This window comes from Streptomyces sp. NPDC092952, from assembly GCF_044754785.1.
Taxonomy (GTDB): domain Bacteria; phylum Actinomycetota; class Actinomycetes; order Streptomycetales; family Streptomycetaceae; genus Streptomyces.
Genome location: NZ_JBIVPT010000008.1, coordinates 86,856 through 111,985 on the forward strand (window position 1 = coordinate 86,856; position 25,130 = coordinate 111,985).

The window sequence follows — 25,130 nt, forward strand, 5'->3', positions numbered from 1 at the left end:
GGCTCATGCCTCCGGGTGCTTCAGACGGCTGTGGGTGTCCCGGCCGCGCTCGCTGGTGAACTCGCGGGAGCAGGTCGTGCAGAGAAACACCCCTTCCGGAGTCTCGGCGGACGGGCCGCCGGAGTCGCCACCCTCCATCGCGTCCGGCACCGGGGTCGAGTCCGGCCCGTACGCGTTGCCGGGCGCCTCGGGCAGCGGCCCCCCGGGCACGGCCTCTCGGAAGCCGTCAGGGGTCGCCACGCCGACCAGTTCCGAGCTGGCTGCGTCCTCAGCCGGCGAAACGTAGCGGTGGCCGTCGACGAGGGAGCCGATCAGGATGTCCTCGGGTGCCTCGGTAAACAGAGCAGCAGGGACTGCGAAGGTGTTGGTGCCGACGGTTCGGATCTTCGGCACCTGGGCGACCGCCCACGCGGCGAACGCGCGGCGGCGCGCCCTGGCCGGCTGGATCTTGATCATGTCGTTCATGGGCAAGTCACCACGTTCACGGCGCAGATGGTGCAGGTCGTGCCGACGATGAACGCCCGCTCGACCAAGACGTTCCTGTCGTTGTTCCGGACGTTCACGGACGGGCCGGGCCGGTCCGGGATGGTCTCGGCGGGGCCGCGCCGGATGATGACGGGCCCGGTGATGTACAGCCAGGCGGTGCCCGGGTCCGCGGGGAGGTTCCCGGGGCCGGTGTTCATCGCGCTGTACCCGGAGCCGATGATCACGCAGTTCCCGGCGAGGGTCCGCAGGTTGCCGGTCGCCGGGTTCTCGCTGACGAGGTTGCAGCAGCCGAGGAGCGCGGCGGCGCCCGCAGGGACGTGGAGGACGCCCCGGCCGCCGTACGACTCGGCCAAACATCCTTCGAGCGCGGCGACGCCCTGGGCGATGTTCACCGGCCCCTCGGGCGGGGTCAGGTCGACGGCAGACATGGCCAGGGTGTTGGTCCAGAACCCGGCCTCGACGGCTTCCTGCTCGCCCAGGGCGAGGGACGCCTCGGCGTGGGTGCGGGCCTCGGCGTACGTCCACCCGAGCGCGGAACACTCGGCGCCGGCGTACACGGTGATCGGGTCGGCGTGCTCGGCCGTCGGGCGGCAAAACTCCTTCTGCGGCGGGCCCTCTCCTGGGCTCTCGTCGTCCAGGCAGGGGTCGCGCCACACGTTGACCGGGCAGCAGCCCAGCGCCAGCCACTCGACGCCGAGGAGCTCGTGGACATCGGCGACATCGCGGATGTCCGTACAGGCGCCGAGGATGCCGTGGGGCAGCGGTTCGCCTGGGATGGCCTCGACGTACTTCCTCATGCCTGCCACAGCTCACCTCCGTTCTATTTGGGTGTGCCGGGCCCGGGTTCAGGTCACCGGGCCCGGCACGATCGGGGGCGGGAAAGGTCAGGCGATGGGGCAGGCGAATTCGGTCTGCGCGCCGGTGGCACCGGTCGGGCAGACCGGGACGGTGACCAGGCGCGTGTCCACGGAGCGGTCGACCAAAGCGACACATTCCTCCGCAAACAAGGCCGTGTAGTCATTTGTTACGAATTTCGCACTGTCGTGCACGACGCCGAGGTTGACCTCTTCGCCACGGCCGATCTGGAGCGAGCCCGCCGGGTACATCAGGAAGGACAGCTGCGACGGCCAAGCGGTGGCCGGGGTCTCACCGCCGATCTCCGTCGGCACGCCCGTGGTCGGCGTCGGCGCGAGACCGCGCGCCCACTGGACCCGCACGCCCAGCGTGCTGAACGCGTTCTGGATGCATCCCGGGTCGACGTCGCAGATGTCCTTGCCGTTCTGCCGGGCGACGTCGGCCAGGAAGAGGTTCTTCGACCACCACGGCAGAGCCACTTCGATCGCGGTGGACTCACAGAGGCTGTGCCGCTCGATCATGTCGGCGGCCTGGAGGCCGATGGCCCCATAGATCGCCGACAGGGCGGCCATCGTCTCCGGCAGGATCACCGGGGTCGCAGTGGCCACGGCCTGCTGGAACAGGACCTGCCTCAGCCTGATCTCGTGGGCCACCATCGCGTTGCGCAGGTACCAGGCGACCAACTCGGGGAAGTGGCGCTGCGTCAGGATGCCCGCCTCCAGGCAGACACCGACCGCTTCGCAGCGCACCTCGACCGGGTCGGGGCACGGCACGCGGAAGCACGGCTTCTCGGCGCCGCTGATGTCGTCGGCCTCGGTGTGCACCCACGTCATCGCGGACACGTCGAGCGACAGCGGCTTGTAGTACCGGAGTCCGCCGCGGGCGAGCTGGATCTCGGGGGCGTCCCACAGCATGTCCGGGCATGCGGTGTCGGTCAGCTCGTAGATCGTCTCCGACGGCGCACACCAGCCGCCGGACGCCACGAGATCCTTCTCCGGGAGGCGCCGCTGACTCGACGCGTGGAGCGCCACGGTGGTGCCCTCGGGCGCCGAGCTGGAGTCCGTGACGATCAGGTCGTCCGCGTACGGGTGCCGGTACGAGATGACCTGACCAACGCCGCCACCTGCAGTTTTGAGGGCATTTGCGCGGCTGATGATGCCTGCGGTGATGTCGCTGAAGTCGAGCGGGGAGCCCGGCGCGTAGCCCGGGACGTCGACGGCCGCGGTGATCGTGGTCGTCGGGGCCGGCGCCTCCGGGAGGACGCGCGGCTGACGGCGGCGGACGCCGGAGAGGTTCAGCGCCGGCCGGTGCGCGGACGCGGCGACGGCCTTGGGGGCGGGGTCGGCCTCGGGCTCCGGCTCGGCGTCGGTGGCCGCCGCGGTGGCCTCGTCGGCGGGGGCGCCCTCGGTGCCTTCCGGGGCGGCGTCGGTGTCCGTGTCGGCGGCGTCTCCACCGCGCACCTGCGCGGCCAGGGCGTCGATCTCGGCGGCGGCCTGCTCGGCGGCCTCTCGGCGAGACCCCTGCTCGGCGCGGATCGCCTCGACGGTGGTCGCGAGGGACCGAAGGGACTCAAGGTCCTTGGAGGTGACGCTCGTCGACTGGGACTTGGCGTCGAACGCGCTGACCGCGCCGGCGAGGGCTTCCGCGAGCTCGTCGTCGTTGAGAGCGGTGATGTCCTCGGGTACTTCGAAGTCGGCCATGACTCGGATCTCCAGTGATCATTCTTGGAGAGTCCGGCCCAAAACCAGCGACGCTGCCGCCCAGCATAGGCCAGGCGACAGCGCCGGTATCTGCGACTTGTCCACCGAGCGGGGTGGGCGGGCTACCGCGTGGGGGTCTTCTCCGTCTTCACGCCGGTGGTCTCCTTCTCCTTCTCGCGGACGATGCTGCCCTCGTACCGGCGGGACACCGCGTCGCTGGTGGCCTTCGACACCGAGCTGTACAGCACCTTGCCGTTCCCGCCGTCGGCGACGACCTCGTACTGCTGACGCTTCTTCGCACACGAGCAACCCATCAGGCTGTCCCTTCCGATTCGGTGGTGGTGCCGACCGCGATCTGGTCGCGGGCGGGGGCGATGACGGACGCGGCGAGGCGCTGCGCCTCGGCCTTCGCGGCGTCGTCGCGCTGCTCTTGGCGGCGGTCCATCGCCGTCAGGAGGAAGTCCAGGAACGGCACGGATGTGAGGAGCGCGGAAGCGATGGCGTCGACCTGACTGCTCGGCAGGTCCGGGCTGTCCGGACGCGTGCCCGGATGCGTGTCCGGACGCTGTCCGGGCAGGTCAGAGGCCGTCCGCGCCGCACTGGCCGGGGCGGTGTCCGTGCCGTGTCCGGACATGCCCGGGACGGTGAGGACACCGGCCGCCGACGCCGCCAGGGCAAGATTCGACCGCTCGGTCACCGCGGTGGCGAGGAGCGGCGAGCTGTGGCCGGGCACGGGCACCGACAGGACGGCGCGGAGCTGCCAACGGCCGCCCGAGCCCTGCTTCATGTGGTAGCTCGGCTGGCAGCCCTGGAAAACCGCGCGGTCCCAGTCCGACAACCACGGGCCGGCCGCCCCGGAGAACCACAGGCCGCCCGCGTTCTGGCCGACCGTGACGATCCCGGCGACGGTCCTCGTGTCATCGAACTGGCACGTGACGTCGCTGCACTCGGCGCCGTCCCTGGCGTGCGGGGCGTTCATCGTGAACGCCCCGGCCCGCACCGTCGACCCGTCATCGAGCTGGAACCGGGCCCGCAGGAAGTGCGTCAGGTCCAGGCGCCCCAGGGACTCGATCGTCAACTTCCGTCCGGGGAACCCGGCGTGGGGCTCCCCGGCCTGCGCGACCCATCCGTAGATCCGGCCGTCCGCGTAGTGCACGCCCCCGGACCCGGGCGGCAGCTCGGCGGCGGTCGGCTCCCGGAACCACGCGGCGGGCATCGGCGGCAGGTCGGCCATCGCGGTCCACGCCGACGCGACCAGGTCCCACATGGACTCCGTCTCGTCGTCGCCCTCGTCGTCGGGGAGTGCCGCGGCGGTCGCCTCGTCCTGCGCCCCCTCCGAGGACGGCCCGACGTACAGGCCGGGGGCGAGCCGTACGATCCGGCCCGCCTTCGCCGCCCGGGAGAGGTGCCCGCGCGCCGAGTCCATCTTCATGGAGCAGGCGCGCGCCACCTCGCGGGCACCGACCGCGATCGGCGAACCCTTCACGTACTGGACAACCTGCATGTGGGCAGGGCTCGGCACGGACCCGGCGGCCCACAGGTCCTCTTCGCCCTCGCCGGGTCCGAGGGCGGGCTCAGGCTGGTCGTCGAGCACGATGCGCGCCTGGTCGTACGCGGGCATGGCCACGAGGGTGGCGCCGCGCAGCCGCGCCCGGGTCACCCGCATCAGCAGGTCGCCGGACGACTCGCTGTGCACGACCGTCCCGAGGTCCTGGTCGTCGCGGTCGCCAGCCGCCGCGGTGAGCGTGCCGGTCGACGCGAGCGCCGCGCGTACGGCGTCGGCGGACACCTGGCCGTCCTGCCCGGTGATGAGCTGCACCGTCGTCCCGTGGCGGGAGAGCGCGGACCCGGACGCGGTCCACTCGGTCGTCGCCGTGGCGGTCAGCGACCAGGAGCCGTCATCCAGGCGCAGCAGCGACGCCGACGGCAGCGACGCCAGCAGCACCACGGCGCCCTCGTCCTCTTCGGCGGCCGGGGAGCGGTCCACGAACTCCACGGACACGTCGTCGAGGTCGACCGAGACGCCGAGCGGTGCGCCCTCCGACAGCAGCATCAGGGCGTCGGCCCCGGCCGGCCGGTTCGGGTAGAGGACGCCGCCGCCCGCGATCCGGTCGCCCTCGCGGCTGATCCGCTGGATGGCGCCCGCGAGTTCCGCGCCCTGGTGGCCCATCAGCATCTCGTCGGCGTGCTGGAGCGGCCACGGCCCGGACCCGGACCAGTACAGCGACCCGGGCCGGAACACGCGGCCGTCGCCGGTCTCGGTGTTCTCGAACGCCAACGCGGTGTCGCCGGGCGTCGACCAGGCGCGCGGCGCCAGCGGGCCCATCGTCAGGTACTCGTCTTCGTCCATCGTGGTTGCCTCCTCTTCCCGGCCGAGCGGGATGTCGGTGTGCTCCCCGGCGAACGCGACCCGCAGCCGGTCGAACCGGATCGGGCCGAGACGCTGGTTCATCGCGGTGAGCAGCGACGGGCTGCTCGTGTACGCGGCGCAGACGTGCGCCTGCCAGGGCGTGTGCTGCGCGGGGAGGTCGGGCTGCCGGTGCATGTCCTCCAGCGCGTAGGTGGCCGCCCAGCGGGCGGTCTCCAGCCTCGGCGCGTCCTGGGGGCGGTCGCGGTCGTCGCCGACGGACCACACCCAGCACGGGTCGTCGCCGTCCGAGTTCCAGTGGGCTGCGCCGAACGCCCGCCCGGCCAGGGGCTCGCCGATGTCGGAGACCCGGGAGCGGATGCCGGCGATCAGGTCGGCGCGGTGTTCCTCGTCCCAGTCGGCGCCCTCGCCGAGGTAGAACAGCGTCAGGTGCAGCTCGTGCGCGGGCTCGGCGCCGACGGCGTTGAGGGCCAGGCGCTCCGCGTCCTCCTCGCTCGGGATCAGGGCGATCATCGCGCCGGTGTGCCCGCCGGCGGCGGTCAGGGTCTCGTCGGGATTCACGCGGTTCTCCCTTGCATCTGAAAATCCTGCTCCGGCGCTCGTCTGAGATTCCAAGGCGGTAGCTCGTAGTTCGGGTGCGACTGCAAGGCGGCACCGGCAGTTGATGACGAGCCCGGCCGGGGCCGTCGGGTCTCCGGGGGCCTGCATGGCGACGCCGCCCACCGTGAACGGCTCGCTGAGGAGGCGGATCTGACCGTCCGCCCGGTCGTGACTGCTACGCACCCTGTTGTCGTGGCGGGTGATCCACTGCTTCACCACCGGCCGGCCGGGGCCGCTCGCTGCCTGTGCGGCGGCCAGCGTCGCCGTGTTCCACGCCCGGGACGCCTCGGTACGGGCGATACGCCGTTCCCGTACGGGCCCGAGGTGCGCGCCGTCGCGGGCGAACGCGGCGCGCAGCCGCGCCCTCAGCTGCTCGATGTCCTCCCCGGCGTCGATGCCGGCGGCCAGCTCGGCGCGGGTGGCCTCCGCGAGCCGGTTGCCGACCGCGCGCAGCAGGTGCTCGGTCGTCTCGACGTACTGGCCGATGCCCTCGGGCAGGGTGCCGTCGTCGTACCGGCCGGGAAGGTCGTCCCAGCCGTCGGGGAGGTCGGTACGGATGTCCTCGGCCGCCGCGGTGGCCGCTTCCTCCGCCGTGCCGAGGAGGCGCCGCACCAGGCCGGACACTCGGCCGCCCCACATGCGGGCGATCCGGCCCACGGAGAACCGTGCAGCAACCAGCTCGGTCGCGGCGAGAACGGCGTCGGCGAACTCGTCCGCCGTGCCGGTGAGCGCGGCGGCGACCGCTTCGGTGAACTCCCGCTCGGCCTGGTCGAGCTGGGCGTCACGGCCCGGCATGAGCAGCCTCCTGGGGGACAGCCGGGACGGCCTCGCAGTTCAGGCAGAACGCCCATCCACCCGCGCGTTTCGCGCCGGTGGTGGTGCGCACCCGGATGGTGACGACGGACAGCGAGGCGACGTACCCGCACTCGGGGCACGTCCGCCAGTCCGTGAGCGCTTCGAACGGGCCGTCGGCGTCGTCCGCCGCGTACCGCTCCTGCGCGTCGAGCTGCCAGGCCATGGCCTCTTCGGCCAGTGACCGGTCCGGGCAGTGCGAGCACCAGCCGAGGGCGCGGTGCGCGGGGATGCTGTGCCCCAGCGGGGCCTTGTGCCGGTCGTGGTCAGCCACGGGAAGCCTCCCCGGGGCGGTAGTAGGCCATCGGCTCAAGTTCGGCTCGGTAGCCGTCGGCGGCGAGGACGGGCGTGACGACGACGATCGCCACCTGGCCCGCGGGGATGTGGGCGACGGCCCGCGCGGCGTCCTCGTCGCAGCGACGCAGGCAGTCGGCGATGAGGCCGGACAGGTCAGTCACGGTCGATCCTCCTCGGGGGCAGCGGGCTATCGGGGTCGTCGCAGATCTCGCACCACGCCCAAGTGCCCACGACCGTGAGGCCGTCCGGGGACAGGAGCAGCAGGTCGGCGGTGATGTGCGTCCACGCCTTGCAGACCGTGCACCAGCCGGACTGGAGCGCCCCCGGGTGGAGGACCAGGCCGGGGCTGGCGGCGGTTGGCGGCGACGGGCGGGGCGTCATGCCGCCGCCTCGAAGCATGCGGTGAGGACGGTCGGCACGAGCGTGAAATCGTGCTCGATCCCGGCGACGATCAGGCCCCGCACGTAGGTGTCCAGGGACTCGGTCATGCACTCCGGGTCGAGGCCGTACCGGGAGGCGATCTCGGGCACCCGGGTCCAGGCGCCATCGAGGAGCCGCCACTGCTCGGCCTCGTCGAAGTTGACGGGGAGCATGGTGTGGACCCGGGCCGGTTCGACGGCGCGGAACTTCCCACGCTCACTGCGGGGGCAGGCCGGGGTGTTGCGGAGGGTCTTGCCGGCTGCGGTGAGCGCACCCCAGATCAGGCCGTCTGCCGCCGCGGTGAGCGCTTCGGTGGGGCGGGCAGCGGCGGCCAGGGTCTTGGGCGGCGCCTCGGACTCGTCGACGGGCAGGTCTGGTGCCGGGGGCGGCGCCTCCTCGTCCTCGGAGGTCTCGCCCTCGGGGGTCTCGTCGGCCGGGTCCAGCTTGCGGCGGGCGATCTCTTCCGCGTCGGGGGCGTCGGCCTCGTCGAATCCGGTCTCGCGGCGGAGGGCGGCGTCGGAGATGACGCCTCGATCGTGCGCCTGGAGCGCGGTCTCGGACCGGTTGGTACGCACCCGGAGCGGGCTCGTGTCGTACCAGACGAGCCACCGGTGCCATTCCGGGTCGTCCTCGAATTCGAGGATCGGGCGGAGCCACTGCTGTGTGAAGGCGTGGCAGATAGTGCCGGCCTTCGGCTCGATGCCCAGGCGGATCGCCTCGCTGGTCAGCGCCCACTGGCCCCAGTGGTTCACGTCGCCGAGGCCGAGCAGGATCTCGGCGGGGATCTCCAGGCCGGTCGCGAAGCGGCGCACCGCCTCCTCGCGCAGCTTGATCGCCAGCTCGTCGAATTCGGACTCGAACTTGATGTGCTTGAACTCGGCGATGGCGTCGGCCGGGAGCTCCAGGATGATCGGGACGGTCGCCGCTGCCGACTCGGGATCACGGATCGCCGTCTCGGCGATCGTCATGAAGATCTCGATCAGGTCGTCCTCGGCCTGGCCCTGCTGTGTGCCCTGTGTCGGAAAGCGGGTGCCTTTCGGGATGAGCAGCAGGCCGCGGCCGGTGATGCGCGACCGGGCGATGGCTTTGACCGCCGCGTTCAGCAGTAGCAGTTCCTCCAGCAGGTCCAGGCTGGAGCGAACGGGGCTGTCGGCCTCGATGGCGCGCTCGGGGTCCGGCTCCCACACGCGGATCGCCACGGGTGCGTTGGGGTCGAGGTTGTCCGGGGCGGCCTCGGGGATCGCGACCTCTTCGCCCTCGATCTCGGCGATCAGCTTCCCGGACTGCTGGCGGACTTCCTTCACGGACAGGACACGCCAGTCGTGCCCGTCCTCGGGGCTGAACGGAGACAGCACCTCGCTGTTGGGGCGGACGACGACCCAGCCCTCCCCGGGGACCGTCAAGTGCTTACCGAAGGCGCCGAGCAGCTTCGCCTGCCCGTCGGGGCCTCCGGCGATCTGGGAGACGATCTCGGCCGCGCGGTGGCCGGGCGGGGCGGGTTCGATCGTGCCGTCGTCGGCGCGGCGGCCCGCGAACAGGCGGACCCCGGACATTGCGTTGCTGATCCAGGAGGCGGCGAAACGGACCTCGGGGACCTGGTGGTACATGTCGTAGGCGCGGCCCTGCCAGGACTGGTCACCCGGGCCCCGGCCCCGAATTTTCCGGGACGTGTACCGGGACGCCGCCGCGGTGAGCTCCCCGCGAGCCATCAGGCCCAGTCCTTACGGGAGTCGTCCCACCGGTTCAGGAGGGCGGCGGCACCGGCGACGGCCAGCCACTCGACGCCATGGACGAGGAGCGGGGCACTGCCCCAGGTGCCGGTGACGAGGAGCCACGTCGCCAGGAGCGCGCCGGCGACCCACCAGCCGGTGCAGTAGACGCAGGAGATCAGCGTCACCACGGCGTCGCGGACCGCCGAGGTGGGGCGCTTCTGCTGCCAGGCGTCGAGCTGGATGCGTGCCGAGTCGAGGATCGAGTCATGGACGACGAGCTGAGTACCGCGGTACCCGGCGAGCGCCAGGAGGGCGAGTTCTGCGGGGCTGATCATGTGCGTCCCCTGTGGAGATCATCCGGCCGAGTTAGGGCGGGGATGATAAGCCATCTCGCACGATCAGGTCCGACAGCATCAGCGCAGGTCAGGCCCCGCTTTTAGATCACGAACAGGGTGGGCTCCCGCTCGGTGTCGGCCGCAGGGGCGTTGGTCTGGTCCTCGTCAGCTTCCTCCCTCTGCACCGGACCGCCGTGTGCTACGTTCGATCAGCCGTCAGGGGAAACCCGGCGGCGCCCCTGAGCTGCTGGCTACTAGGCCGGGCAGGGGGCAGTCCTGGTCCCGGCCGCGAGCAGGCCGGGGCTTGGGAGCCTCGCCATGACCAGTGCCGAGCACGACGGAACCCACGGGTCGGCCGCGCCTGCACCTGTAGAGATCACTCCGGTTGCCCTGGACATCACCCGTCATGAGTGGGCCTACCCGTGCGGCAACCCGATCCCGCCCGGCACCCCGATCATCTTCCGTGCCCCCGAGCGGTGCGACATGCCGGCGTCCACCGTCTACGAGCCTGGCACCCCGGAGTACGAGCGGGAGCAGCCGATCGCCGTGCTGGTCGTCACCGTGACCGCTGACGGCACGGTCCGCTGGCACTCCCACGTGGGCAGCGAGGAGACCACCGGCCCGGAGTTCGCCGCCGAGCATGCGGAGCTGCTGCTGCAGGCGTACTCCGAGGTGTCGGCGTACGTTCAGTACCGGGTCGGGACCGACCAGGACGGCAATCCGGTGGTCGTCCGAAGGCCCGGACGCTGAGGCCGCCTCGTGGTCCGATACCTGCGTGGTCACGGCCGACGATTTACGGCTCCGCGCTGGGGCGTTGGTGCGCCACGTTGTCGGGCCACTTCACCGGACGCTTCACCGCCTCACGGGCCAGAACCTCTCCCGCGGGGGTGAGCCGGTACAGGACTCTCGCGTTCGGCGTACCCGTCTCGCGGCGAGTGCTGAGCCAGCCAGCTCGGGCGAGGCGCTTGAGGATCGGGGCGCTGTCGCTCCGAGGCTTCGCCCGCTGGTCGACCCAGTACGGCCACACCTCGCGGCTCGGGTCCTCCAGCAGCACGTAGAGGACGGACTGTGCGCGCCACCCGAGGCGGGGCAGCGGTGTGGCCACCGGCTCATCACCCGCTGTCTCGTCGGCCATCGCGGTCACGGGGCGCTAACGGATGGCACACCCTGCTCCAGGAGCCGCCTCGCCGTCTCGGCGTCGACGTGCACGACGCCCTGCTCCATGAGCTTCTTCACGGCCTCGGCGCGGGCCCGCATCCGCGCGTTGGCCTCGTCGGTGCCGAGGCAGTCGGCGACGAGGCGGGCGACGACCCGTTGCCGGGCCTCGCCGGTCAGGCCCTCGTCCGTGAGGGCCGCGTCGAGGTGACCCAGGACCCTACGCAGCCGTTGGACCTCGGCCGCGTACTCGGGGTCGTGGAGGGCGGCGTGCCGGGCTTGCGGGTTGCGGTCTAGGTGCTCGCGGAGCGCCGCCCCGCCGTCAAGGGTGTCCACCTCGGCAGTGTCCCACGGCCGGTGAGGGGCCCTCACTTCCCGATCCGACGCCCGTACGCCCCGGCCGCCGGGGACGGCTGACGACCCGCACCACCCGGCTGCGGCGCCTGCGGCAACGGGGCGTGGACGATCGCGCCCTTGTTCGCCTCGGGGATCAGGCCGTACACGAGGATGCACGACGCGTCGATCCGGCCGGGCGACGCCGGGTCGGTCGGCTGCCACGTCGCCCACTCCTTCTCCAGGTCGGTGAACAGTCCGCGCAACCGAACCCGGTCCTGCACCATCTGCTGCGCCACCGGCTCCGCGCGGAGCAACTTGCCCTGCTTCGCGGTCACCAAGTCGATGGCTGGCATCAGGACGTCCTTCGGGATGTCCCCGGCCTCCTGGAGGGTTTCCCAGGACGTACGGATCGCCAGATCGCACATGTCTCGGCCGAAGTTGCCCTCGACGTAGATGATCGCCGCGTTCGTCTCGTACGCGAGGAGACAGGCTGCGGTGGACCACTCGGCCGATGACATCGGGGCGGACACGTCATGCGTGATCCAGACCCGGCCGTCGTCGCCGAGGAAGCCGCCGACGACACCGGCGACGTCCCGGCCACCGCCGGACGGGTCGACCGCCACGGCGATCCTCTGCGGCTCGACCTTCGTCACGCCGTCTCGGAGGAGGCGCAGCAGCTCCTCGGAGACGAGAGCGCCCTCGGCGGGCTGCGGGTCGCCCTGGGCGAGCGCGTGCCAGTCCCGAGGGATCGACGTGGCCTTCATGTCGCCCCACCAGGCGAGGAGCCGGGGCCGGTTGCGCGTCGGGATCTTCGGGTGCGGCAGCGGGTCGCCGGGGGCGCGGCCGAGCGGGTCGGGCCCGAACTTGCTGTCGGCGATCGCCGGGAGGTGGATCACCTTCCACCGGCCGCCCTCCTCCAGCCGCCCTTCGTCGGCGAGACGACGGCCGGCCCAGTCGTCCGGGTGCCAGCGGGTCTGGATGCCGACCACACAGTTCCGGTCCGGCTGGAGCCGCTTGAGCGCGGTCGAGCTGTACCAGTCGTGCAGCGCCCGCCGGGACGCCTGCGACTCCGCGTCCGTCCTGTCTTTGTGCGGGTCGTCGATGATCAGAACGTTCACGGGGTGCCCGGTGAGGCCCTTGCCGACCGACACCGAGCGGACACCGCCGCCCTCGGTGACCGCCCAGTCCTGCATGGCGCCGGAACCGGCCTTCATCCGCAGGTCGTACTCGGCGCCGTACTCCTCGACGTAGCCGCGGATCGTCTTGCCCCGGCGCAGCGCCAGGTCGTCGCCGTACGACGTGACGCCGATCCGGTCCATCGGGTACAGGCACAGCCACCAGAACGGGAACCACTCCGCCACCGTGGTGCTCTTGCCGACCTGCGGCGGTGTGAAGATCATCAGCCGGTCGTAGTCGCCGCGCTCCACGGCCTTCAAGGCATCACCGATCACCCGCAGGTGCGGGCGCATCCGGAACGTCGAGTCCAGGCCCCGGGCGAGCGTGACCGGATCGCGCAGCAGGTCACGGCTCACCGCCTTCTCGGCAGCGGTGAGCTGCTGGTACACCGCGACGTCGTCGAGGTCGCCCAGCTCGTCGGCGGCGGCAGGGATGATCACTCGGCGTCGGCATCCTCAACGCTGCGCCCGGCCCGTCGGTCCGGGTACGTCTCCTCGTCGTCCTCGTCGTCGCCGCCCTCGACCGCGCGGACCCGGCGCGCGACCGTCGCCGCCAGCTCCGCCAGGCGGGCGTTCCGCTGCGCGGCGGGCAGGCCGGCGAACTCCTCCAGCGCCCCGGCGAGCGGCGAGCGGCTCTCCGTCGTGACGACCACGGTCTCCAGCGGGTCACCGAACAGCACCCTGCGGTGCCGCATGGCCACGTCCATCAGCCGGATCACGTCCCCGGCCGACATCTCGGCGGCGTTCAGGTGCGGCAGCCGCTGCGCCACCTTCCCGATCGCCGCGCCCAAGATCCGGGCATCGGCCTCTGCGGCCTTCCGGCGCTCCTCCAGCCACGTCGCCTCGTACAGCCGGTCCAGGTGCCGGTCGTACGCCTCGGCGCGCTCCAACCACCGGAACTCGGCCGACGCCTTCCTGATCGTCACCGGGTGCCGCTGTAGCAGTTCCGCAGCCCTCGGTAGGGTCCTGGCGCGGCCGAGGTCCCGATAGGTGACGAACTGTCCGTATTTCTTGCTGGTCTCGCCGGGCTGCTGTTCCCAGGGGGGTAGTGCGGGGTCGAGCTTGATCGGGGCGAGGGTGGTGCTCATGAGGTCTGTGCGGGCTCAGTGGGGACGTGGTTGGGGCCGGACAGGTACTCACCCGCCAGACGCTCTAGGAGGCGCCAGCCCTGCCCCTGCTCGATCTCGCCTCTGCCTTCTGCTGCTGCGATGGCCTTGTTGAGGGTGACGGCGGCGGGGGCGGGGAGGTGCCGGGCGCCGAGCACGGTCTCCAGGCCGACGAGGCCCGAGTGAAGAGGTTCACCCTGGGGGGACTGGTAGCCGGCCTGGAGGTCGGTGAGGTGCTGCTCGACGATGCCGAGGATGGCGTGGAGGGCGGTGGCGACGTTGCCGACCTTGTGGGCGGCGTGGGTGGAGGCGAACGTGTCCAGCGTCTGGTCGTAGTCGGCGCGTGCGGCGAGCCAGCTCTCGTTCTGCCCCATGCGGGCGTCGTCGAACGCTTTCCGGGCGGCCTCCAGCTCGTTCGGCAGGAAGATCAGCGACACCGTCGCGAAGTCGAGGTTGGCTTCGGACAGGCCCTCGGGGGACACCTCGGCGAGGAGGCCGAGCGAGTCGTCGTCCAGGCCGGAGTACGCCCGCCAGTCGACGTCCTCGATCTGGTCGTACAGCGCCTTGAGGGTGGCCGGGTCGTCCTGGCCGGCGATGCTGTTGTGCGAGAGCTGCCGGGCCAGGAGCTCGTCCTTCTGCTGGGGGTCGTCGATCAGCATGCAGTCGATCTCGGTGAGCCCGACCTCCACGGCCGCCGCGGTGCGGTGGTTGCCCGACAGGATCAGCTCGCGGCCCTCCTCGTACTCCCCCGCGCCGTAGATCAGCGGGACGGAGGTGAGGCAGCCGTCGGCGGCGACATTCGCGACCAGCCGGTCCCACTCCTCCTTCCGCATGTACCGGGCGTTCATGTCGAGCGGGGTCAGGGCCCGCGGGTCCCGGCGGACGAGGCGGGGCCGGATCGTCTGTGCGGGAGGGGTCGGGGTGCTGTCGCTCATCGGGCGTCCTCGTCCTTCTTCATGTCGCTGCCGTGCTTCCGCTTCCACAGGTCCAGGGCCCCGGCGAGGTCGTACTTGCCGAGCGGGCCGCCGTACTGGAGCTGGTAGCGGTGGATGCCGTCGCCCGGGTCCTTCGCGGACGCCTCGGTGCGCTTCTGGAGCTTCACGCCGGGGATGCCCCGCCCGTACTTCGCGCTGTTGGGCCGGTCGGTGAACGCGGTGGTCGACCAGGCGGTGAGCCGCTTCGACAGCGACCGCTGGAGCAGCAACTGCGCCTCGCTGGTGGAGGCGGCCATGACGATGAGCTTGGCCAGCCGCCGGTACTTCGTCCACGACACCGGGAAGTCGGACATCAGGTAGGCCGTCGCCGGGTCGAACTTCGGCGGGAGGAACGCGAACGCGCCGATCAGCTTGCCGTCGACGGCGACGCCGCACGCGAGGAGCGGGCTGCCGGGCTTGATGCTCTTCGACATGAACTGGGAGCGGATGCCCGCGAACTGCCCGCCGGTGAGGACGTGCAGGGTCATTTTGTCGCCCAGGTCCTCGCCGACGCCGATCTTCTGCATGGGGATCGGCTCGACGGGCTGCCGGGGCCGGACGATGCGGCGCGGCCCGGCGGCGGCGTACACGTAGATCGGCAGGCCGCGGTTCGCGGTCTGTACGACGCCGGCGAGCCGATGCCGCAGCTCCGGGCGCTCGATGTGCAGGCCCAGCACCCAGTGCGGCCGGTCCTGCACCTGCTGGATGATCTCCTCCTTGCCCTCCTCGGTCAGCTCGCCGAAGTCGGGCTCGGGCCAGTCGAACGCGGCGTCGATGCTCGCGAACTGCGAGACGTAGTCCCCGGCGTAGAACGGCGGGAACATCACGACGGGGGCCTGCTCGGGGACCTCTTCGCGGAGGTACGTGCGGACGTCGCCGGCGTAGAACGAGCCGAGGCGGGTCTCGAGCGCGCGGAGCTTCGTCGCGGTCTTCTCGTGCATGCGCGGCCACTGGTCCTGTGTGGCGTCGAGCATCCGCCGGTAGTAGGCGCCCTCCTTGCCGACGTACTGGAGGAACCGGGTGCCCAGCATCAGGCAGGCGAGCCGGTCGGCGCGGTCCTCCATGTACGGGGCGAGCCAGCCCAGCGTCTCCTCGTACTCGGGGCGCAGCGTGTACGGCAGCTCCTCCCCGGCGAGGAACCAGCCGAGCGCGCACGAGTACGCGGTGATGTCGTTGCCGTGGACCGGCCGCGCGTTCCCGAACCGGGAGTGCAGCACCCGCTCGATCGTGAAGTTGCCCGAGCAGCCGACGTAGATGTCGGTCTCGGGCCAGGAACCGGCGTGCTCGTAGATGATCGAGCGAAGGGGCGCCGGAATCGAACCGTGGAACATCGGGGCCCCCGAGGGTGAGGCGGTGGGGTAGAGCGCCGGCCAGGACTCGAACCTGGACCTCCCGCCCGGAAGGCGGGTGTGCTGCATTGGCACCACCGGCGCTTGCCGCGATCGGCCGCGCCGCTGCTCAGGACGGCCGATCGCGGGCAGGGATGATACACACACTCAGAGTGGTCACCCCGACCAGCAAGGAATGGCCGTGACCTCGGACGATGCGTCCGCTGCCTCCGCGATGATCTCGGCCATCGACACGTCGTTCTGGAAGCGGTGCCCGGTCTTCTCCTCGATGGCGGCGTACTCGGCGGCCAGCTCCGGGCGGAGCTGGGCGGCGCGGACGAGAGCCGGCCGGGACGCCAGGACGCAGAACGAACAGGAGAGCCGGGGCATCCCGGCGGCGTATGCGGGGTGCGGGCGCAGCCCGGACCGTTTGACGGCCGCCCATACGTCGTTGGTCGACCAGGAGTGCACCGGGTGCCAGGTGTCGACGTGCCGCAGCGTGTTCGACGCGCCGTGTCCCGTCTTCTTGTCCTTCGGGCAGGGCACGCCGCGTCGTTCGGCGCTCTCCAGCGCGGCGCGGCGCAGGACGCAGTCACGGCACGGGCACGTCAGCGCACCGTCGTGGGAGAAGGCGAGGAGCTTCCGCCGGGCCGGGGATTCGTCAGCGCGCAGCCCCATCACGTTGAGGATGCGGACCCGGCCCAGGTGCCCGGCGTTCTCGGCTTCGCGGACGAGGGCGGTCATCAGCCGCCGGACCGGGCCCCGTTTGAAGTCCGACGTGCACCAGCGGTTCGAGGCATCGGGAAACATACCGCGTTCGGCGATGCGGTCGACGAGGTCGAGACCGATGCGCGCGACGACCTCGAACCGCAGGCCGTACGCGGCGGCGTGCTCGGCGGCCAGTTCGCGGGTGCCCTCCCACTCGGCGCGGCCCAGGTCGGCGTGCACGCACACGATGCGGTCGCGGGGGACGTCGGCGGCGTCGGCCTGGCGCACCAGCTCGTAGAGCATCGCGGCCGAGTCCTTGCCGCCGCTGACGTTCGCGAGAATCCAGCGGTACGAGGCGAGGTCGGGGCCGGTATCGAGGCCGGGAAGGTCGAACGCGATCTGTCCGATGCTGGTCATCCTGGACCCTTTCGGGGCGGTGCGGATCACGGGCGGGGAGGCTGCTGGCCGGGTCTTGGACGGCCGTGTTGGCGCCGCGTGAGGGGAGGTGAGCCTGGGCAGTTAGCCCGCTTAGAACGCGACGTGGGGCCGTGACCGGCATCCGGTCACGGCCCCACACGGGTGGCGGAGGCTACTGGGCGGCCAGTTCGACGGCCGCCTGTTCCTCGTCGTCCTCGGGCTGCTGGTCTTCGAGGGCCGGGGCGCCCGGGGACTGCGGGCAGATCTCCCAGGCGGCCAGCACCTTGCGGACGTGGGTCAGGGCGTCGACCTCGGTCTCGAACCGGTCCGCGATGTCCACCTCGTGGCCGCACCGGATGTGCAGGATGCCGACTTCCAGGGTCCGCAGCTCGACGCCGTCGCCGGCCGGGATGACGTAGGCGCCGCCGCGCTTCGGGTCGGTCACGTGGTAGCTGGCCGGGTGCCCGGGGTCGGCGGCTTCGATCCGTACCAGGTGGGCGATGGCCTGGGAGGTGAGGACGAAGGTCACGCTGTCGGTGACCTCGACCACGTACGGGGGGACGGTCTCGAGACCGCACAAGCGGCGCTTGTCGGCGATGTCGGCCGCCCGGTAGCGGCGCTTCCGGGCGATGTGGTGGAACGCGAGACCGGCCGCTTCTCGGCGGGTGGGGCCGACCGCCCAGACCATCCGGTCGCCGTTGACGTCGCGGACCTCCCACTCACCGTGCTTGCGGTAGACGGCCATCTCCCAGTCGGTGACGTTGGTGTGCGTAGGGGTGCTGTCCGGGAAGTTCCCGGGGACGGTGAACAGGTAGCCGCGCCGGGCGAACGGCTGGTGCTCGGCGAATCGGTCGGGGCCGTACGGGGTGAACTGAATCTGATCGGCGGTGACGCTCATGGTGGTGCTGCCCTTCCTGGCGTTACGGGTGGTGGTGGAGGGGAGGCGCCGGGCGGGCCAGTGCGGGGCCCGCCCGGCGCCCGCCGGTCAGAACGGGGCGCGGGCCGCGCAGGCCGGGCACAGGCCGTAGGGGGTCGGGGTGCACGGCTGGTGCGGCTCGGCGTCCCCGTCGGGGGTGCAGTGGGCGCAGTCCTCCGGGTGGTGCCAGTGGCCGGCGAGTGCGGCCAGGGCCTCGTTGAGAGTGGCGACCCCGATGACCCGGGCGTTGATGTGCTTGAGGTCGCTCAGCGCGGCGGACGGGACGATGACGGCTGCATTGCCCGCGCCGAGGCGGCGGACGGTGCTGGGCAGGCCGTACGGAGTGCGTACGGCGCCGTCGAGGCCGAGCTCGCCGACCAGTACGGCACCGGCCAGGCAGTCCGCCGGGATGTGCCCGGACGCCGCGAGGATGGTGCAGGCGATGGGCAGGTCCAAGCCGCTGATGCCGACGCTCGTGACGTCGTCCCGGCCGCCGCCGGTCGAGGCGGCCTTGACGAGCACGTTGCTCATCGGCCAGGCCAGGCCGCTGTTGATGACCCCCGCCCGCACGCGGTCCCGCGTCGCGTCCGGGTATCGGAGGGGCAGGCCGGTGACGGCGAAGGAGGCGGTGCCGGGGACGCTGCTGACCTCGATCGCGTATCCGGCGTCCCGGGTGCCGGACGTGGTCTGCGCGCGGCCGAACGGCTCAGGCTCGTCGGGGGCCGGCGGGGCGGGAGCGGCCGCCTGGAGGCTGCCGAGCTGGCTGTCGGCGGCCAGTCCGTACGAGCCGATTCCGGACTGCTCGCGCAGTTCGTTCACGAGGCGGTCGACGGCCTCGCGGGCGCTGGTGGCGTACTCGGTGTGGACCGAGCCCATCGCGTCCATCGCGTCGACGCCGATCTCTTCAAGGACGATCGCGCGCTTCGTGGGGTCGGTCGGGGCGGGTGCCACGTCCCACAGGCAGTAGCTCGCGCCGCGGTCCTGGCCGACGATGATGAACTCGTGGTTCTCGGTGGTGTTGGTGCTCACGCGTTCCTCCGCTGATCTGAATGGGCGGTACGGTGGGCCTCACGCGCCTGGTCGGGTTGTGAGGCCCTTCAGTGCTGGGCTGCGGATGGCGGCCGGTGGGATTCCCTCGCTTACGCGCCCCACCGGCCGCGCCGAGCTAGCAGAGCTTCGAGTAGGTGCAGCGCTGCGTGTCCTCGGCCCAGCGGATGACGATCTCGGCCGGGCCGGTCTGCTCGACCTCGCCGTTCCCGGCGGCCAGTTCGCTGCGGATCTCCTCGCGCACCTGGAAGCCGGACAGGACGTCCTCGGTGATCTTCTGGGCCTGGCCGGGCTGGCCGACGATCCGCAGCTCGTAGTAGGTGCCGGTGTCCTCGATGGTCAGGTCGGTGGTGAGGGCGCGCATGGTGACCTCCTGGGTGGGGGTGAGTGGATTCACTTCCATCATTTCCCGTAACCCATTATGCGAAACCAGTTACGGGAAATGGATCGAGGGAGTTTCCTCGCGGATCAGAAACTCACCTGGGGCTGCTCGTCGCCGTGGATGGCGAGCGCGTACCGCTCCGCGTGGCGCACGTTGCGGAAGTCGCCGCGCAGCCAGCGGTTCAGCATCAGCTGCTGGTTCGGCTCGCTCAGCCGTGCGATGCATCCCGCCAGGTCGACCGGCAGGAGCCCTTCACGCATAGCACCCTTGCCCGCGTCGACCAGGCCGAGGAGCGCCAGGCGCAGTTCGACGTGGTCCCACTGGGTGCCGGTGAAGCCCGCGATCTCCCGGGCGCTGTATCCGGCACCGACCAGGACACCGAGGGTCGCGGCCTCGCGGAGTGGGGTGCTCGCCAGCCCCGCAGCCTCCTGAGCGATCGCGGCCGCGAGGTGGGCGGAGATGAGCTTGGTAGACATCGGGACCTCCGGGATGGTTCTTAGTGGGTGGACACTATGACTAACGCCGGGGGCACCCTGGGGTACCGGGTACGCCCCGGCGGATCGAGGGAAGGTACAGGTCAGGCGGCCATCGTCAAGGAGAGCGGGCCGCGCCCCTCGGCGAACCGGGTCAGCTCCTCGCCGGTGATCGCCTCGTACAGCGCGCAGTACAGGTTCTCCGCGACGCCCGGGGTGACCGCGTTGCCGAGCTGGCGGACCTGGTGCCGCTTCGAGCCCATCACCTTGTAGCCCTTCCGGAAGGCCATCGCCCTCTTGATCTCGTGCGGCTGGAGCATCCGGAACAGGACCTCGTCGATGGTGAACTCGCGGTCGGCCGTGACCAGTGCGTACCGGTCGCGCGTCGGCAGGGCGCCGATCGGCTCGTCGGTCGTCCGGGCCTGACCGGTGCCGTAGTACGGCACGAGCAAGCCGTCGGGGGGAGTCACCAGGCCGTGATGATTGCCGCCGGCCGACACGGTGTGGAGCGGGGCGCTGATGTGCCGCGCCTTCTCCTTGTCGCCGCCGCCCCGCATCGGGATCACGAACGGCGGGAGGTAGGCGAGGGCGGTCTCCAGGCGGGCCGTCTGCGTGCGCAGCGGGTCGTCTACGCTCATCGGCTTCTTGCCGTCGCGGCCCTCGCAGGGCACGAGGATGGGCGGGACCATGATGCCGTCGGTCTCGACGGTTGTGCGGGTCGACATCGGCCGGTCGAGGGTGACGGCCTTGTCCCGCCATGTTCCGCCGGTCGGGACGAGGAGCGGGCCGGGTGTCGCCGGCTGGACGTCGCCGAGCCCGCCGAACAGTGCGTCCTGGCCCTCGTCGGCCGCGGGTGCGCCCCATCCCCAGTACTGGGCGAACCCGGCCCGGGTGCGGGCGATCGTGGCCGGGGCCAGGCCCTCGGGGCAGTCTTCGGTCTTCGGGCGGTCGCCGATCGGCGTCCCGGGCAGCGACCAGTCGATCGCGGCAGCCGCGGGGAGCACCAGGGGCTCCACGATCGCGCGGCACTTCTTGCGTGGGCACCGGTAGTCGTAGCTCTGGCGGTACCGGCCCATGTCCTTCCCGGCCTTGCGGAAGACCTGGATGGCCTCCACCGTCTCGTCGCAGTCGACGCAGAACGCTTCGGGGCGCAGGATCCACTTGTCCCACTGGGGGGTGCGGCCCAGGCTCCTGTGCCAGTACGCGACGTACAGCCGGTCACGGCTCTGCGGGATGTGGTCGAGGCTGCGCGGGTCGACGTGCATGCTGTTGATTGCGCAGACCTTGGTCTCGTAGCCCATCTTGTCGAACTCGGCCATCCACCGGTCCCAGTCGTCCCAGTCGCGGCAGTCGATCACGTTCTCGACCACGCCCGCCTTGACCAGGCCGCCCCTGGCGATCACGCCGCGCAGGTACATCGGGACTTCTTCCATCAGGGCGCGCGAGCGCTCCTCGGCTGCCCGCCGCTCCTTGTCCGTCTTGAACTCGGGCTCGTCGAAGTCGATCTGGCCCTGAAGCGTCTTGTCGAAGTCCCGCTTCACGCCCCGCGCGGCGCTCCACTTCGGACACTCGGGGCTGGCCCAAAAAATGTCGCAGACTGGCCACTTCTCGACCGGGGCCCGGCGGATGTCGCCCTTCCAGACCTCGCACAGCGGGTTGTTCCACGCGTGCGTCGCGAGGGCCACATCCCAGTGGTTCGCGGCCCGGGTGACCTTCACGTTGGGGACCGCGTCCGCGCCCTGCGTGTCGCCGCCTGCGCCGCAGAACCAACTCATGACCGTGAGTTCGGACCCGTCGTGCTTGTACGCGGACGCCGAGCCGGCCGCCCAGGCTTGGGTGGTGGAGTCGATGTAGGGCATACGCGGTCTCCTCGTGAGGCTGTCGGTTGTCGGCCGGACGAGCGGGGATTCCCGCCCCCGCTCGCCTGGCCGGTCAGATGGTGCTTAGTGGGTGGACACTATGACTAACGCGTGACACTCCGTGAGGTACCGGGTGGAACGCGAGGAGTTCGAGGAAAACCGCAGGTCAGGCGGTGTGCTGCCCAGGGAAGGGCGGGAGTGGGGCGCGCTTCACCTGGGCGGGGATCGCCGGGTTCCGGGGCTCGTCGAGCACGTACCAGCACCACTCGTGGCCACCGACCGCGTACCGGCCGTCCGCGTTGGGCTGCACGATCTCGACCGCCTCCTGGTGCTTGTCGCCGCCGAGGTACATCCAGCAGATGCCGATCACGACCGCGTGGCCGGTGCCGTCGACCGTGCCCTCCAAGACGTGGACCGTGTCCGCCGAGCCGTGCCCGAGGCGGTCGGCCTCCGCCTGAGTGTCGGCCGCGATCCGGCGGACGGTGTCGAGGTCGAACCACGGCTTCACGAACCCGTCACGCTGGTCGTCGAGGTCGACCAGCGCCGGGTAGCTGTTGCTGTCGTTGCAGGTCACACGGACTTCAATCATCGGTCTCTCCTGTGAGGTCGTTCGGCTTGTGCGCATGAGGCGACCCCGGGACGGGCGGGGATTCCCGCCCTCGCCCGTCCCGGGGCCAGGGGTGACGCGAGGTCAGTCGAGGAGCCGTGCCTGCCGCAGGGCCGGGAAGGTGACCCGGTAGAGGCGGTCGGTCCTCTCGTCCGGGACGAGCTGCCAGCCGGCCGCGTCCGGGGCGCCGGGGCCTTCCTCGTCGAGGGCTGCGCGCAGGATCTCGTCGGCCTCGCCGAGGGTTTCGCAGTCGAACGGGCCGGTGTCGTCGGCGGTGTCGATCTCGGTGTCCCCGGCGAAGACCGAGATGATCCGGGCGAACTCGCCGTAGAGGTCGACCAGGGCCGACGTCGCCTCGGGGGCCAGGCGCCGCAGCGTGGCGCCGGCCGCCCAGGTAGCCACGCCCAGCGGAGTCGTCGGGTTCGCGTCCCGGGTCATGCCGCACTCGCACTCGGTCTCGTGCCAGTCCCAGCCCGTACCGCACACGCACCACCAGGAGGCGAAGTGCCAGGTCCACTCCCAGCCGCCGATGGAGTACAGGCCGTCGCGGGGCTGGACGACGGTAGCGGCCGTGTCGCTGCCCCCGCTCAGCCACTGCCACCGGATGTGGACGACGACCGAACGGGCAGCGCCTTGGCCGGTGGACTCGCTGCGGCGGGCGGCCTCCCGGGCGGCCGGGGTGACGCCGGAGATCGTGGCGCTCGCGCCTCGGTCCAGGGAACGCCACGGGATGCGCACGGCGACCGCGGTGGGCTCGCGGTCGCCGTCGTCGTTCACCTCGTGGGTCATGCCGCTGTCGATGATGTGGACCGTGTCCCGGCTGTCCGCGCGGCCCTCGATCACGTGAATCGTGTCGGTGCAGTCGTAGCCGTACTCGTCGGCCATCTGGAGGGTCTGGGCGGACAGCTGCCGGGTGACGTCGAGGGTGAAGCTGGGGCTCAGCCAGCCGTTCCACCGGTTGTTGGGGTCGAGCTGGCAGTCGAACGGGCCGAGCATGTCGTCAATGCAGACACGGGTCTGGATCATTTCGCGCGTGCGAGCCATGGTGGCTTCCTTGCTCTGTGAGGTGAGTTCGGTTTGGCAGCCCTGGCGGGCGGGGATTCCCGCCCCCGCCCGCCAGGGCTGGAGGGGTCAGAAGTCGAACAGGGTGGGCGGGGCCGGCTGTCGGTGGGCGCCCAGCTCGGGGACCTCGTCGCCGGTCTGCTCCGTCCACCACTTGGCGAAGTGGAGCCGGTGGCACCAGTCGTCGGGCGGGGTCAGGCGGTCCAGCCGGTCGAAGCACAGGAGGACCAGCGGGCTGTCCAGGTCGTTGGCGCCCGCGATGGTCATCAGCTCGCGGCGGATGTTCTCCAGCCCGTTGCCGTTGAGCAGTCGGCGGTAGCCCCACTCGTAGGCGTCCTGCACGTTGATCTTGAGCAGGTCCCGGGTGGGGGTGATGAGCCGGGCGTGGCCGCCGAGCGGGTAGGGGAGGGCGAAGCGGGGGGCGCCGGCCGTGGTGCGGACCGGCGTGCCCATGTGCGGGGCGAACTCCTGGAAGGTGCAGGTCGCGAGTCGCAGGTCGCTCATCCTGAGATGTCCTCTCGGTTGAGGTGGAGCCGGCCGGGCCCGTGGGCCCGGCCGGGATGGGGGGTTAGCCGTAGCAGATGCAGGTGTCCCGGTCCTCGGGCTCGGAGCCGTAGATCTTGTTGGCCTGCCGGAGGATCGAACTGAGGGCCTGACACAGATCCGAGTTGTTGTCGTGCCTGTCCTGGGTGGTGAGCTGGGCCCTCATCCAGGGGATGAGGTAGCCCATGTCCCTGCCGGAGATTTCACAGACCTGGTCGGACACGAAGCCGGGGGGGACGGGGTTGTAGACGTAGTCCTCGGTGGTGGGGGTGGTGGCCTGGTTGGTCATAGTGGGGGCCTTTCTGGGTGGGTGATGGTGTTAGTGGGTGGACACTATGACTAACGCGTGACGCTCCGTGAAGCACCGGGGGAACTCCGGGTATTTCGAGAAAAACCGCAGGTCAGAGCCCTATGCGGCGAACTCGAACAGGTCGAGCTGGCGCGGCTGCCGCATCAGCCAGTCGTGGGTGCGCAGCCGGCTCCCGGCGTAGCCCGGCAGGAAGACCAGGCAGGTCCGGACGTTCGTGCCCGAGACCGCGAACGAGTCCTCGGGCAGAGGCTCGATGTCGCCGCCGACCTCCTCGACGACCTCGCGGAACTCGGCCGTCTTCCGGTCGCTCCACCACATCAGCCCGTTGCTCATGACGGCGACCAGGTGCCCGTCGTCCTTCATGAACCCGACCGCGTGGAGGATGTGATCAAGCCCGTTGCTGAACGGCGGGTTCATCACGATCCGGTCGTAGCCCTCCTCCCAGTCGAGCGGGTCGAGGCTCAGGAAGTCGGTCTGCATGACCTTCTGGCAGTCGCCCTGTGTGCGCAGGATCGCCGTCCGCCGCTCGTCGAGTTCGACGGCGTCGACCAGGCCGCCGCGGCTGGCGATGTCGGCGGCCAGTGCGCCCGCGCCCGCCGAGGGTTCGAGGACGGTATCCCCGACGCGGATACCGGCCGCGTCGACGATCTGTGTGACGAGGGCGGGCGGGGTGGCGTACCAGCCCTGGTCGTATCGCGACGGGTACTCGCCGGCCGTGAGGCACTGCCGCATGAACTCCTCGATCCGGTGCGGGAAGACGTGTGCGCGGACCGCCTTGCGGCCGTCCCACTTTCCGGACATGTCCTTGAGCACGGTGTTCACCTGCTCGTAGACCGCGCGGTCGATCTCGAACGGGATGCGCACCTGGTCGTCGCGGATGACGGTGCGCGGGTCGGTGAGGACCGTCAGGACGTCGGTCGGGAATCGCACGGGGGCTCCTTCGGTTCGCTGTCGGGTGGTTGGGGGTGCCCGTGCCGGTGGGCCGGTGGTGGTGAGGTCGCGGGTTCCGCTGTGGCCGCCGCGATGGGCGGGGCGGGGGGTGGGGAGGGGTGCGCCGCGTACTCGCGTGAGGGGCGCACTGGCCCTCCCCGCCCGAACCTTAGTGTC

Annotated in this window: 28 protein-coding genes and 1 tRNA gene; 1 reads left to right on the forward strand and 28 read right to left on the reverse strand. The window is 71.2% G+C overall.

The window, feature by feature from the left end:
* Nucleotides 1-3: 3 nt before the first annotated feature.
* The 10 genes from ACIQGQ_RS20615 to ACIQGQ_RS20660 all read right to left on the reverse strand — a co-directional run bounded on the left by ACIQGQ_RS20615 (nt 4) and on the right by ACIQGQ_RS20660 (nt 9,625).
* The gene (locus tag ACIQGQ_RS20615; protein ID WP_402397914.1) at nt 4-465 is read right to left on the reverse strand and encodes a hypothetical protein; all 462 of its coding nucleotides are present in this window, start codon (nt 463-465) and stop codon (nt 4-6) included.
* Entirely contained in the window at nt 462-1,283 is an 822-nt protein-coding gene (locus ACIQGQ_RS20620; RefSeq protein ID WP_402398303.1) for a cupin, read from the reverse strand. The genes ACIQGQ_RS20615 and ACIQGQ_RS20620 overlap by 4 nt, the downstream gene beginning before the upstream one ends.
* A gap of 87 nt (nt 1,284-1,370) precedes the next feature.
* Nucleotides 1,371-3,041 (reverse strand): major capsid protein, encoded by a 1,671-nt coding sequence (locus tag ACIQGQ_RS20625; RefSeq protein ID WP_402397917.1) that lies wholly within the window; start codon nt 3,039-3,041, stop codon nt 1,371-1,373.
* Between the two features lie 122 nt (nt 3,042-3,163).
* On the reverse strand, nt 3,164-3,355 hold the full coding sequence (locus ACIQGQ_RS20630; protein WP_402397919.1) for a hypothetical protein: 192 nt from the start codon (nt 3,353-3,355) through the stop codon (nt 3,164-3,166).
* On the reverse strand, nt 3,355-6,804 hold the full coding sequence (locus ACIQGQ_RS20635) for a phage minor head protein (protein ID WP_402397921.1): 3,450 nt from the start codon (nt 6,802-6,804) through the stop codon (nt 3,355-3,357). Before ACIQGQ_RS20635 ends, ACIQGQ_RS20630 begins: the two co-directional genes overlap by 1 nt.
* Nucleotides 6,791-7,135, reverse strand: a complete 345-nt coding sequence (locus ACIQGQ_RS20640) for a hypothetical protein (protein WP_402397923.1) — start codon at nt 7,133-7,135, stop codon at nt 6,791-6,793. Before ACIQGQ_RS20640 ends, ACIQGQ_RS20635 begins: the two co-directional genes overlap by 14 nt.
* Nucleotides 7,128-7,319: a hypothetical protein gene (locus ACIQGQ_RS20645; RefSeq protein WP_402397925.1), complete on the reverse strand. Its 192-nt coding sequence runs from the start codon at nt 7,317-7,319 to the stop codon at nt 7,128-7,130. The genes ACIQGQ_RS20640 and ACIQGQ_RS20645 overlap by 8 nt, the downstream gene beginning before the upstream one ends.
* Nucleotides 7,312-7,539 carry a hypothetical protein gene (locus tag ACIQGQ_RS20650; RefSeq protein ID WP_402397927.1) on the reverse strand — a complete coding sequence of 76 codons (228 nt, stop codon included), beginning with the start codon at nt 7,537-7,539 and terminating at the stop codon, nt 7,312-7,314. Before ACIQGQ_RS20650 ends, ACIQGQ_RS20645 begins: the two co-directional genes overlap by 8 nt.
* On the reverse strand, nt 7,536-9,287 hold the full coding sequence (locus ACIQGQ_RS20655; RefSeq protein WP_402397929.1) for a hypothetical protein: 1,752 nt from the start codon (nt 9,285-9,287) through the stop codon (nt 7,536-7,538). Before ACIQGQ_RS20655 ends, ACIQGQ_RS20650 begins: the two co-directional genes overlap by 4 nt.
* Entirely contained in the window at nt 9,287-9,625 is a 339-nt protein-coding gene (locus tag ACIQGQ_RS20660; RefSeq protein WP_402397931.1) for a DUF1360 domain-containing protein, read from the reverse strand. Before ACIQGQ_RS20660 ends, ACIQGQ_RS20655 begins: the two co-directional genes overlap by 1 nt.
* A 318-nt stretch (nt 9,626-9,943) precedes the next feature.
* Here ACIQGQ_RS20660 and ACIQGQ_RS20665 point away from each other — a divergent pair, with 318 nt between their 5' ends.
* Nucleotides 9,944-10,375: a hypothetical protein gene (locus tag ACIQGQ_RS20665; protein WP_402397933.1), complete on the forward strand. Its 432-nt coding sequence runs from the start codon at nt 9,944-9,946 to the stop codon at nt 10,373-10,375.
* 43 nt (nt 10,376-10,418) lie between these two features.
* Here ACIQGQ_RS20665 and ACIQGQ_RS20670 read toward each other — a convergent pair whose 3' ends face one another.
* The 18 genes from ACIQGQ_RS20670 to ACIQGQ_RS20755 form a co-directional block, all read right to left on the reverse strand.
* A complete protein-coding gene (locus tag ACIQGQ_RS20670; protein ID WP_402397935.1) occupies nt 10,419-10,760 on the reverse strand; it encodes a PadR family transcriptional regulator in 342 nt (113 codons plus the stop codon).
* A gap of 5 nt (nt 10,761-10,765) precedes the next feature.
* On the reverse strand, nt 10,766-11,116 hold the full coding sequence (locus ACIQGQ_RS20675; RefSeq protein WP_402397937.1) for a hypothetical protein: 351 nt from the start codon (nt 11,114-11,116) through the stop codon (nt 10,766-10,768).
* 32 nt (nt 11,117-11,148) lie between these two features.
* A complete protein-coding gene (locus ACIQGQ_RS20680; RefSeq protein WP_402397939.1) occupies nt 11,149-12,732 on the reverse strand; it encodes a hypothetical protein in 1,584 nt (527 codons plus the stop codon).
* Nucleotides 12,729-13,379, reverse strand: coding sequence for a hypothetical protein (locus ACIQGQ_RS20685; RefSeq protein WP_402397941.1), 651 nt, complete (start codon nt 13,377-13,379; stop codon nt 12,729-12,731). The genes ACIQGQ_RS20680 and ACIQGQ_RS20685 overlap by 4 nt, the downstream gene beginning before the upstream one ends.
* Entirely contained in the window at nt 13,376-14,332 is a 957-nt protein-coding gene (locus tag ACIQGQ_RS20690; RefSeq protein ID WP_402397943.1) for a ParB N-terminal domain-containing protein, read from the reverse strand. Before ACIQGQ_RS20690 ends, ACIQGQ_RS20685 begins: the two co-directional genes overlap by 4 nt.
* A complete protein-coding gene (locus tag ACIQGQ_RS20695) occupies nt 14,329-15,702 on the reverse strand; it encodes a hypothetical protein (RefSeq protein WP_402397945.1) in 1,374 nt (457 codons plus the stop codon). Before ACIQGQ_RS20695 ends, ACIQGQ_RS20690 begins: the two co-directional genes overlap by 4 nt.
* Nucleotides 15,703-15,733: 31 nt before the next feature.
* Nucleotides 15,734-15,804: transfer RNA gene (locus ACIQGQ_RS20700), tRNA-Gly, on the reverse strand.
* Nucleotides 15,805-15,876: 72 nt separating this feature from the next.
* A complete protein-coding gene (locus tag ACIQGQ_RS20705; RefSeq protein ID WP_402397947.1) occupies nt 15,877-16,824 on the reverse strand; it encodes a phosphoadenosine phosphosulfate reductase family protein in 948 nt (315 codons plus the stop codon).
* A gap of 172 nt (nt 16,825-16,996) precedes the next feature.
* On the reverse strand, nt 16,997-17,722 hold the full coding sequence (locus ACIQGQ_RS20710) for a hypothetical protein (RefSeq protein WP_402397949.1): 726 nt from the start codon (nt 17,720-17,722) through the stop codon (nt 16,997-16,999).
* Between the two features lie 87 nt (nt 17,723-17,809).
* Nucleotides 17,810-18,769, reverse strand: coding sequence for a magnesium chelatase domain-containing protein (locus ACIQGQ_RS20715; protein ID WP_402397951.1), 960 nt, complete (start codon nt 18,767-18,769; stop codon nt 17,810-17,812).
* Nucleotides 18,770-18,905: 136 nt separating this feature from the next.
* The gene (locus ACIQGQ_RS20720) at nt 18,906-19,184 is read right to left on the reverse strand and encodes a hypothetical protein (protein ID WP_402397953.1); all 279 of its coding nucleotides are present in this window, start codon (nt 19,182-19,184) and stop codon (nt 18,906-18,908) included.
* Between the two features lie 71 nt (nt 19,185-19,255).
* Nucleotides 19,256-19,645, reverse strand: a complete 390-nt coding sequence (locus ACIQGQ_RS20725) for a hypothetical protein (protein WP_402397955.1) — start codon at nt 19,643-19,645, stop codon at nt 19,256-19,258.
* A 101-nt stretch (nt 19,646-19,746) separates the two neighbouring features.
* On the reverse strand, nt 19,747-21,501 hold the full coding sequence (locus tag ACIQGQ_RS20730; RefSeq protein ID WP_402397957.1) for a DNA cytosine methyltransferase: 1,755 nt from the start codon (nt 21,499-21,501) through the stop codon (nt 19,747-19,749).
* Between the two features lie 166 nt (nt 21,502-21,667).
* The gene (locus ACIQGQ_RS20735) at nt 21,668-22,090 is read right to left on the reverse strand and encodes a hypothetical protein (protein ID WP_402397959.1); all 423 of its coding nucleotides are present in this window, start codon (nt 22,088-22,090) and stop codon (nt 21,668-21,670) included.
* A gap of 102 nt (nt 22,091-22,192) precedes the next feature.
* Nucleotides 22,193-23,152, reverse strand: a complete 960-nt coding sequence (locus ACIQGQ_RS20740) for a hypothetical protein (protein WP_402397961.1) — start codon at nt 23,150-23,152, stop codon at nt 22,193-22,195.
* An 87-nt stretch (nt 23,153-23,239) separates the two neighbouring features.
* Nucleotides 23,240-23,674 carry a hypothetical protein gene (locus tag ACIQGQ_RS20745; RefSeq protein ID WP_402397963.1) on the reverse strand — a complete coding sequence of 145 codons (435 nt, stop codon included), beginning with the start codon at nt 23,672-23,674 and terminating at the stop codon, nt 23,240-23,242.
* A 64-nt stretch (nt 23,675-23,738) separates the two neighbouring features.
* Nucleotides 23,739-24,002, reverse strand: a complete 264-nt coding sequence (locus ACIQGQ_RS20750; protein ID WP_402397965.1) for a hypothetical protein — start codon at nt 24,000-24,002, stop codon at nt 23,739-23,741.
* 120 nt (nt 24,003-24,122) lie between these two features.
* Nucleotides 24,123-24,953 carry a methyltransferase gene (locus ACIQGQ_RS20755; RefSeq protein ID WP_402397967.1) on the reverse strand — a complete coding sequence of 277 codons (831 nt, stop codon included), beginning with the start codon at nt 24,951-24,953 and terminating at the stop codon, nt 24,123-24,125.
* Nucleotides 24,954-25,130 lie beyond the last annotated feature (177 nt).